At 64.7% G+C, this 7,649-nt stretch carries 7 protein-coding genes and 1 riboswitch; of the genes, 4 read left to right on the top strand and 3 right to left on the bottom strand.

Features of this window, described 5'->3' with window-relative positions; all coding sequences use genetic code 11:
* Positions 1–67: 67 nt before the first annotated feature.
* The 3 genes from EN991_RS15210 to EN991_RS15220 all read right to left on the bottom strand — a co-directional run bounded on the left by EN991_RS15210 (position 68) and on the right by EN991_RS15220 (position 2,960).
* Positions 68–310 carry a type II toxin-antitoxin system CcdA family antitoxin gene (locus tag EN991_RS15210; RefSeq protein WP_063170355.1) on the bottom strand — a complete coding sequence of 81 codons (243 nt, stop codon included), beginning with the start codon at positions 308–310 and terminating at the stop codon, positions 68–70.
* A gap of 168 nt (positions 311–478) precedes the next feature.
* Complete coding sequence (locus tag EN991_RS15215) at positions 479–2,299, bottom strand: ABC-F family ATP-binding cassette domain-containing protein (protein ID WP_063173238.1); 1,821 nt, start codon at positions 2,297–2,299, stop codon at positions 479–481.
* A gap of 1 nt (position 2,300) precedes the next feature.
* Positions 2,301–2,960: a thiamine diphosphokinase gene (locus EN991_RS15220; RefSeq protein ID WP_127369055.1), complete on the bottom strand. Its 660-nt coding sequence runs from the start codon at positions 2,958–2,960 to the stop codon at positions 2,301–2,303.
* 87 nt (positions 2,961–3,047) lie between these two features.
* Positions 3,048–3,162, top strand: a riboswitch (TPP riboswitch).
* Between the two features lie 43 nt (positions 3,163–3,205).
* Between EN991_RS15220 and thiB the strand changes: the two genes are divergently transcribed.
* The 4 genes from thiB to EN991_RS15240 form a co-directional block, all read left to right on the top strand.
* Complete coding sequence (gene thiB / locus EN991_RS15225; RefSeq protein ID WP_063169191.1) at positions 3,206–4,204, top strand: thiamine ABC transporter substrate binding subunit; 999 nt, start codon at positions 3,206–3,208, stop codon at positions 4,202–4,204.
* A gap of 8 nt (positions 4,205–4,212) precedes the next feature.
* Positions 4,213–5,838: a thiamine/thiamine pyrophosphate ABC transporter permease gene (gene thiP, locus EN991_RS15230; RefSeq protein WP_127369056.1), complete on the top strand. Its 1,626-nt coding sequence runs from the start codon at positions 4,213–4,215 to the stop codon at positions 5,836–5,838.
* Positions 5,831–6,622, top strand: a complete 792-nt coding sequence (thiQ, locus tag EN991_RS15235) for a thiamine ABC transporter ATP-binding protein (protein ID WP_063169190.1) — start codon at positions 5,831–5,833, stop codon at positions 6,620–6,622. The genes thiP and thiQ overlap by 8 nt, the downstream gene beginning before the upstream one ends.
* A 258-nt stretch (positions 6,623–6,880) precedes the next feature.
* Positions 6,881–7,649 (top strand): M48 family metalloprotease (locus EN991_RS15240; RefSeq protein WP_164769087.1); only part of this gene is annotated, 769 nt, incomplete at its 3' end.

Here is a 7,649-nt window from a genome sequence, read left to right on the forward strand (position 1 = left end):
AGCTCTGACTGAACGTCGAGCACATAGCTGCCTGCGAGGCGACCGGCGAAGACATCATAGCGGGGCATCAGAACTGCCGGTACTCTTCCAGCGGGATGCCATGTTTCTCGATATAGTCGTTCCACGCGTCCATCGTGGCGCGGTTCTCAAGCTTCCACAGTCGCGTTTTTTCGGCAGCCACCGCCTCCGCGATGCCGGCCTCCGCAGCGCGCGAGACATTCACGTCAAGTCCCTTGGCTTCCCTCATGAGGTTCGAATCGATCGACAGATTTGCTGGCTGACGGGTCGCACTCAAGGCAATTTTGCGCATAATAGCCTCCGCAACATGCGCATAATATATGCGCATTTCTGTATGGAGGCAATCAGGCGGTTCTAGCTGCAGGTAGGGGCGCTCGGCCCCTTTCGCTATGGCTCCGGGCGTTCGTCGCTTCAATCGACAAATCGTCGTCGATTGATCGGCCTACGGCCGAAACACTCCTCACCCCTCCATCTCCTCGCGCAACATCTCCAGTTCCAGCCATTCTTCCTCGAGCGCGGCCAGCGTGGCGCGCTCCTTGTCGAGGGCGGCGATGGTTTTCTGGAACGAGGCCGGATCGCGCTCGTAATAGGCCGGATCGGCGATGTTGTTCTCCAGCCGCGAGATAGAGGCCATCACAGCTTCGATTTTCTTCGGCAGGGATTCCAGTGCGAATTTCTGCTTGAACGACAGTTTCTTCGCCGGCACTTTTGGCGCGGCGGCTTCGCTCTTGCCTGACGCGGGCGCCTCGCCATTTTCGGCTCTCGCCCGCGCCTTGCGGTCGTCCAGCTTCGTGCCGCCGCGCTGCGCCAACATGTCGGAGTAGCCGCCGGCATATTCGATCCAGCGGCCTTCACCATCCGGCGCGATCAGGCTGGTCACGGTGCGGTCGAGGAAATCGCGGTCGTGGCTGACCAGGATGACGGTGCCGGCGAAACCGGCGACCAGTTCCTGCAGCAGTTCAAGCGTCTCCATGTCGAGATCGTTGGTCGGCTCATCGAGCACCAGAAGGTTTGCGGGCCGCGCCAGCACGCGCGCCAGCAGGAGCCGCGCCCGCTCGCCGCCGGACAACTCGCGCACCGGCGTGCGCGCCTGCTCCGGCTTGAACAGGAAATCCTTCATGTAGGAGACCACGTGGCGCTGCTCGCCATTGATGACGAGGTTTTCGCCGCGCCCATCGGTGAGATATTGTGCCAGCGTCTCCTGCGGGTCGACCGCCTCGCGCTTCTGGTCGAGCGTTGCGATCTCCAGATTGGTGCCGAGCCGCACCGAACCTGCGTCCGGCTTCATCTCGCCGGTCAGCATCTTCAAGAGCGTGGTCTTGCCGGCGCCGTTCGGCCCGACCAGGCCAACGCGATCGCCGCGCTGGATGCGGGTCGAAAACGCCTTGACCACGGTGAGATCGCCAAAGCTCTTTTCGATGTTTTTCGCCTCGATCACCAGCTTGCCGGACTCGGTGGCGTCGCTCGCCACCATGATCGCCGACCCTTCGGCCCCGCGATGACCGCGAAAACGCTGACGCATGGTCTGCAACTCGCCGAGCCGGCGCATGTTGCGCTTGCGCCGCGCCGTCACGCCGTAGCGCAGCCAATGCTCTTCGCGAACGATCTGGCGACCGAGCTTGTGCTGCTCGCGTTCTTCTTCCTCCAGAACCAGGTCGCGCCATTCCTCGAAATGGCCGAAGCCCTTGTCCAGCCTGCGGGTCTGGCCGCGATCGAGCCAGACCGTGGCGCGCGACACGCGTTCGAGGAAGCGGCGGTCGTGCGAGATGACGATCAGCGCCGAGGAGGTGCGGATGAGTTCTTCTTCCAGCCATTCGATGACCGAGAGGTCGAGATGGTTGGTCGGCTCATCGAGCAGCAGGATATCGGGCTCCGGCGCCATGACGCGGGCAAGGGCGGCGCGCCTCGCCTCCCCGCCCGACAGGTCGTTCGGACGTTCCTCACCCGACAGGCCGAGATGCTCCATCAGATAGCTGGCGCGGTAGGGATCGTCGGCGGGGCCAAGCCCGGCCTCGACATAGGCGCGGACAGTGGCAAAACCTTCCATGTCGGGCATCTGCGGCAGATAGCGGACGGTCGCCGAAGGCTGGCGGAACACTTCGCCGTCCTGCGGCTCGATCAGGCCGGCGGCGATCTTCAGCAGGGTCGACTTGCCGGACCCGTTGCGGCCGACCAGCGCGATCTTGTCGCCGGCCGAAGCCGTCAAGGCGGCGCCATCGAGCAGCGGCGTGCCGCCGAAGGTCAGTTTTATCCCGTCGAGGTTGAGAAGGGGCGGGGCCATGTCAGCTTTCAGGTAAGGGATAGGGATGAGCGAGCAGCATCGCGCGGCCATGGCCGAGCGCGATTTCGAGGCGGCCCCCGGTCTTGTCGGACTTGACCTCGTTGGAAATGGTCAGCGGCGAACCGAACGCCACCTTGACGTGAGCGAGCGGCCATTTGGCGCCGGTGACGGTCAGGCCGTCGAGCTCGGAAAAGCCGAGCACCGAAAACAGCGTGCCGTCGGCATAGTCGAAGCCGGCCGTTCCGCGCAGCAGGGGGATGCCTTCCTGAGCGCCGCTGGTCAAAAGCACGTCCGTTCCCGCCTCCGCCAGCCGCAGGGCGAGCGACAGATGCAGAAAAGCGTGGTCGGCGCGCTTGCCGCCAAAGGCGCCGGCCAGCACCAGGCGGGTCGCGCCGCGCTCCAGTGCCGCGGCGACGGCAAGTTCGCCATCGGTCTGGTCCTTTTCCGCCGGGAAGGTCCGACGCGGCACGGAAGCGAGATCGTCCGGCAGGTTGGCCGGCACCGAATCGAAATCACCCACCCACAGCTCCGGCACGAGACCCAGCAACCGCGCATGACCGATGCCGGCGTCGGCGGCGATGACGCGGGAGCCTTTGACCTGACGGTCGAGCCGTGGCGTACGGATGAGATCGCCGCCAAGCAGGATGGTGAATGTGCTCATATCGTGTGGCCCTTACCAGCCCGGCACGGGAAACGGAAGGCGGCAAACTCCCGCTTGCATGGCGGATCGGCCCGGCCTATGTGTCGAAACGCTCTAACGGGGTGCCGGACGCGATCTTCGCGGACCGGCTGAGAGGCAGTCTCGCCAACCCGCTGAACCTGATCCGGTTTGTACCGGCGGAGGGATTAGACGTTTCGGACAGTCCGACGCCTCAATTCCTTTCAATTCGAACGAAGGAGGCGCCGATGCGCACGCTTTTATATGCTCTTGTTTCAGCAACGGTCGTGGCCTTGTCCGGGCCCGCCTTGGCCAAGGACAAGCTCACCGTCTACACCTATGAGAGTTTCACCGCCGACTGGGGTCCGGGTCCCGTGGTGAAGAAGGAGTTCGAGGCCGAATGCGGCTGCGACGTCGACTTCGTCTCGGTCGCCGATGGCGTCGCGCTGCTCAACCGCGTCAGATTGGAAGGCACATCGACCAAGGCCGATATCGTGCTTGGCCTGGATACCAATCTCACCGCCGATGCCAAGGCGTCAGGCTTGTTCGCGCCGCATGGCGCGGTGACGGATGTCAGTGTGCCGGGCGGCTGGAGCGACGACACGTTTGTCCCCTTCGACTACGGCTATTTCGCTGTCGTCTACGACACGCAGAAGATGAAGACGCCGCCGAAGAGCCTGAAGGAGCTGATCGAAGGCAGTGCCAACGACAAGATCGTCATCCAGGACCCGCGCACCTCGACGCCAGGCCTCGGCCTGCTTCTTTGGGTCAAGTCGGTCTATGGCGACAAGGCACCCGAGGCCTGGGCCAAGCTCAAGGCCAAGGTGCTGACCGTGACGCCGGGCTGGAGCGAGGCCTATGGGCTGTTCACCAAGGGCGAGGCGCCGATGGTGCTGTCCTACACGACGTCGCCAGCCTACCACATGGTCGCCGAGAACACGGAGCGCTACCAAGCGGCCTCCTTCGAGGAGGGCGAGTATCTGCAGATCGAGGTGGCGGGTATCACCACGACAGGAGCCAAGAATCCGCTGGCGGCCAAGTTCATGGCCTTCATGACCGGGCCGAAATTCCAGGATGCCATCCCCGAGACCAACTGGATGTTCCCGGCAGGCAAGACCGACAAGCCGCTCAATCCGGCCTTCGACAAACTGGTCAAGCCGACGAAGACCTTGCTGTTCAGCCCGCAAGAGGTCGCCGCCAACCGCAAGGCCTGGGTCGATGAATGGCTGGCGGCGATGAGCAAATAGGCAGCGCGATGGCGCCGGCGCATTCCACGGATTCCCGCGTCAGTGCCGGCATTGTCGCGCTCGCTGCAATCGCGCTGCTGATCGGCGGCGCGTTTGCTGGCCTGCTTTTCGAGGGCGCCCATGATTTCTCGGGCGCCTGGGCAGCCTTCGATCCCTATCTGCTTCGCGTCATTCGCTTCACGCTCTGGCAAGCGGTCCTGTCGACGCTGCTTTCGGTCATCCCGGGGCTGTTTGTGGCGCGCGCTCTGTCGCGGCATCCACGTTTCTTCGGCCGCGCCTTCATCCTGCAGATCTTCGCCGTGCCATTGGCGCTGCCGGCCATCGTTGCAGCGCTCGGCATCCTGGCGCTTTATGGCCGTGCCGGCTATTTCGCCGGCGTGCTTGCCGTTATCGGCGGCGGAAGCTGGCCGGGCATCTATGGCCTGTCCGGCATTCTCGTCGCCCATGTCTTCTTCAACCTGCCGCTGGCGACGCGGCTGTTCCTCGAGGCGCTGCAGACCATACCGGCCGACCAATGGCGGCTGGCGAGCCAACTCGGCATGGCGGCGCGGCCGGCGTTCCGGCTGATCGAATGGCCAACGCTGCGCGCCGCACTGCCCGGCGTCGCCGGGCTTGTGTTCATGCTCTGCATCACATCCTTCACGATCGTGCTGACGCTCGGCGGCGGGCCGGCCGCGACGACGCTTGAGGTCGGCATCTACCAGGCGCTGCGCTTCGATTTCGATCCCACGCGGGCCGTTACACTGACGCTGCTGCAGATCGCCTTGACCTTTATCGTGGTGCTGGCACTGACGCGGCTAGGCGCCAATGTGGTCGGCGACACCAATTTGCCGGTCGCGCAACGCCGCCATCTTTCGGTCAATCGGAGCGAGACCTGGTTGAACGCGCTACTCATCGTCCTGGCGCTGCTGTTCGTCGTCGGGCCGATGGCGGCAACCGTGATGGCCGGATTGAGTGCCGATCTCGCCCGCTTGGCCGGCGAGGCCACTGTCCGGCAGGCAACGCTGACCAGCGCGGCGCTCGCCTTCCTGTCGGCGCTGCTTTCGGTGATGCTGTCGCTGGCGCTGACCATGGCGCGGCGGGCACTGGCGCTGAACAGCCGGACTGGCCGCAAGACACTGCTCGAACATGCCGCCGATACCGGCGCCGGCTTTGTCCTGGTCGTGCCGCCGATCGTCGTCGGCGCCGGCTGGTTCCTGTTGTTGCGCCTTGTCGGCGATGTCTTCGCCCTCGCCCCGGTCATGGTCGTCACCGTCAACGCGGTGATGGCGATGCCGTTTGCGCTCCGCGCCGTGCGTCCCGCCTATGATGCAGCGAGCGAGCGTCACGAACGGCTCTGTGCACAGCTCGGCATTGCGGGCTGGAACCGGCTGATGCTGGTCGACTGGCCGTCGCTGCGGCGACCGCTCGCCACGGCCTTCGCTTTCGCCATGGCGCTGTCGCTCGGCGATCTCGGTGTCATTGCCTTGTTCGGCAGTGATTCCGTGCAGACATTGCCCTACCTTCTTCTGGCTCGGATGGGCAGCTACCGCACCGAGGATGCCGCCGGCCTCGCACTGCTGCTCGGCCTCGTCTGTCTCGCGTTGATCGTGGCGGCGCACTGGCTGGGAAGGGAGGAGGTCCGTGATGCGTGAAAAGGCGGCCAACGGGCTCGCGAAGGGCGCGCCGGTGCGGCTGGACAAAGTGTCGTTCAGCTATGGCAGCTATGGCGAGGCGCCGCTTGTTTTCGATGTCGAGTTTGCCGCGGCGACGATCACCGCCATCATGGGGCCGAGCGGTTCGGGCAAGTCGACACTGCTCAATCTGGTCGCCGGCTTCGAGACCCCACGGTCGGGCCGCGTGCTGGTCGGCGGTGTCGATGTCAGCGCCGAGCCGGCCTCGGCGCGGCCGGTGTCGATGGTGTTCCAGGAGAACAATCTCTTCGCGCATCTTTCCGTCGAGCAGAATGTCGGGCTCGGCCGCTCGCCATCCCTGCGGCTGACCGAGGCGGACCGCGCTGCGGTCGCCGAGGCGCTTGCGCGCACCGGTCTTGCGGGCAAGGAGAAACGCCTGCCGCGCGAGCTCTCCGGGGGCGAACGCCAGCGCGTCGCCCTGGCCCGCGTGCTGGTGCGCGACCGACCGGTGTTGCTGCTCGACGAGCCCTTCGCTTCGCTCGGACCGGCTTTGCGCGACGAGATGCTGGATCTGGTTGCCGCCGTTCATGCCGAACGCGCCATGACAGTGCTGTTCGTCACCCACCAGCCGGAGGATGCACGCCGCATCGGCGAGCATATGGTGTTTGTCGACAATGGGTTGGTCGCTGCGACCGGCAAGGCTGATGATTTCTTTGCCGGGGCTGGTCCGGAGGCGTTCCGGCGCTATATCGGCGCGGGTGCCGGATATTCCACATCACGCGATGTTGCCCGGAAGCGGACATAATTTACGGTCAAACCGGCTCCAGGCGATGTGGCGTTTGCTTGCCATGACCGGGGGAGTGTGGCTAGGTCCGCCCTACCGGTCCGGCACAGGCCGTGATTTGCCTGCAGTATCCGGCGCCCGCCCCTGGGATGGGCCGCGGATACTGCAGCAGTTTGAGATATGGCACGTGAGCATTCTGAAGATCGTCCCCGATTTTCAATGTCATGTGCCGGGACCCGAAAGGAAGCCGTTCTGGCGATCGGCGCTAACACATTGGGAATGAAACCGCTGGCGCGCTTCCTCGCGCTGGCCGGCTTTGCCGTGGCGTTGGCAAGCTGCCAGATGTTCCCGCCGCCGGAGGTTCAGGAATCCGGCTTCCAGCCTTCCGACAAGCCGATCACGGTGGACAATGTCGGCGCCAACAACAAGCTCGCCGAATTGGCCAGGGCGCAGCATCCGCGCATCCTGGCGACCTATGGCGGCGAATATTCCGATCCCAAGCTCGAGCGCATGGTCGCCAAGGTGGTCGGTAGTTTGACGGTGGTGTCCGCCAACCCGACACAGACCTATCGCATCACCATTTTGAATTCGCCCAATGTCAATGCCTTCGCGCTGCCGGGCGGCTATCTCTACATCACGCGCGGCCTCCTGGCGCTGGCCAATGATTCGGCCGAGCTTGCAGCTGTCATCGCGCATGAGATGGGCCACGTCACCGCCAATCACGGCTTGCAGCGCCAGCAACTCGAGGCAGAGGAAGGCCTGGCGACCAAGGTGGTTTCCGATGTGCTCGGCGACAGCCCGACCGCCAAGGCGGCGTTGATCCGCGGCAAGCTGAGGCTCGCGCAATTCTCGCGCAACCAGGAGCTGGAAGCCGACGCCATCGGCATCAAGTCGATCGGCGAGGCCGGCTACGATCCTTTCGCCGCCGGCCGCTTCCTGCAATCAATGTCGGCCTACACGGATTTCCGCTCGATCAGCGGCGCCACCGACGCCAGCCTCGACTTCCTGGCAACGCAACCCAATACGCCGCAGCGCATCGATCTGGCGC

The organism is Mesorhizobium sp. M7A.F.Ca.US.005.03.2.1 (assembly GCF_003997795.1).
Taxonomy (GTDB): domain Bacteria; phylum Pseudomonadota; class Alphaproteobacteria; order Rhizobiales; family Rhizobiaceae; genus Mesorhizobium; species Mesorhizobium ciceri.

Bases quoted from the DNA above. Each gene is read 5' to 3' on its own strand.
- EN991_RS15210 (WP_063170355.1), bottom strand. From the start codon at position 310: ATGCGCAAAATTGCCTTGAGTGCGACCCGTCAGCCAGCAAATCTGTCG.
- EN991_RS15215 (WP_063173238.1), bottom strand. From the start codon at position 2,299: ATGGCCCCGCCCCTTCTCAACCTCGACGGGATAAAACTGACCTTCGGC.
- EN991_RS15220 (WP_127369055.1), bottom strand. From the start codon at position 2,960: ATGAGCACATTCACCATCCTGCTTGGCGGCGATCTCATCCGTACGCCA.
- thiB (WP_063169191.1), top strand. From the start codon at position 3,206: ATGCGCACGCTTTTATATGCTCTTGTTTCAGCAACGGTCGTGGCCTTG.
- thiP (WP_127369056.1), top strand. From the start codon at position 4,213: ATGGCGCCGGCGCATTCCACGGATTCCCGCGTCAGTGCCGGCATTGTC.
- thiQ (WP_063169190.1), top strand. From the start codon at position 5,831: ATGCGTGAAAAGGCGGCCAACGGGCTCGCGAAGGGCGCGCCGGTGCGG.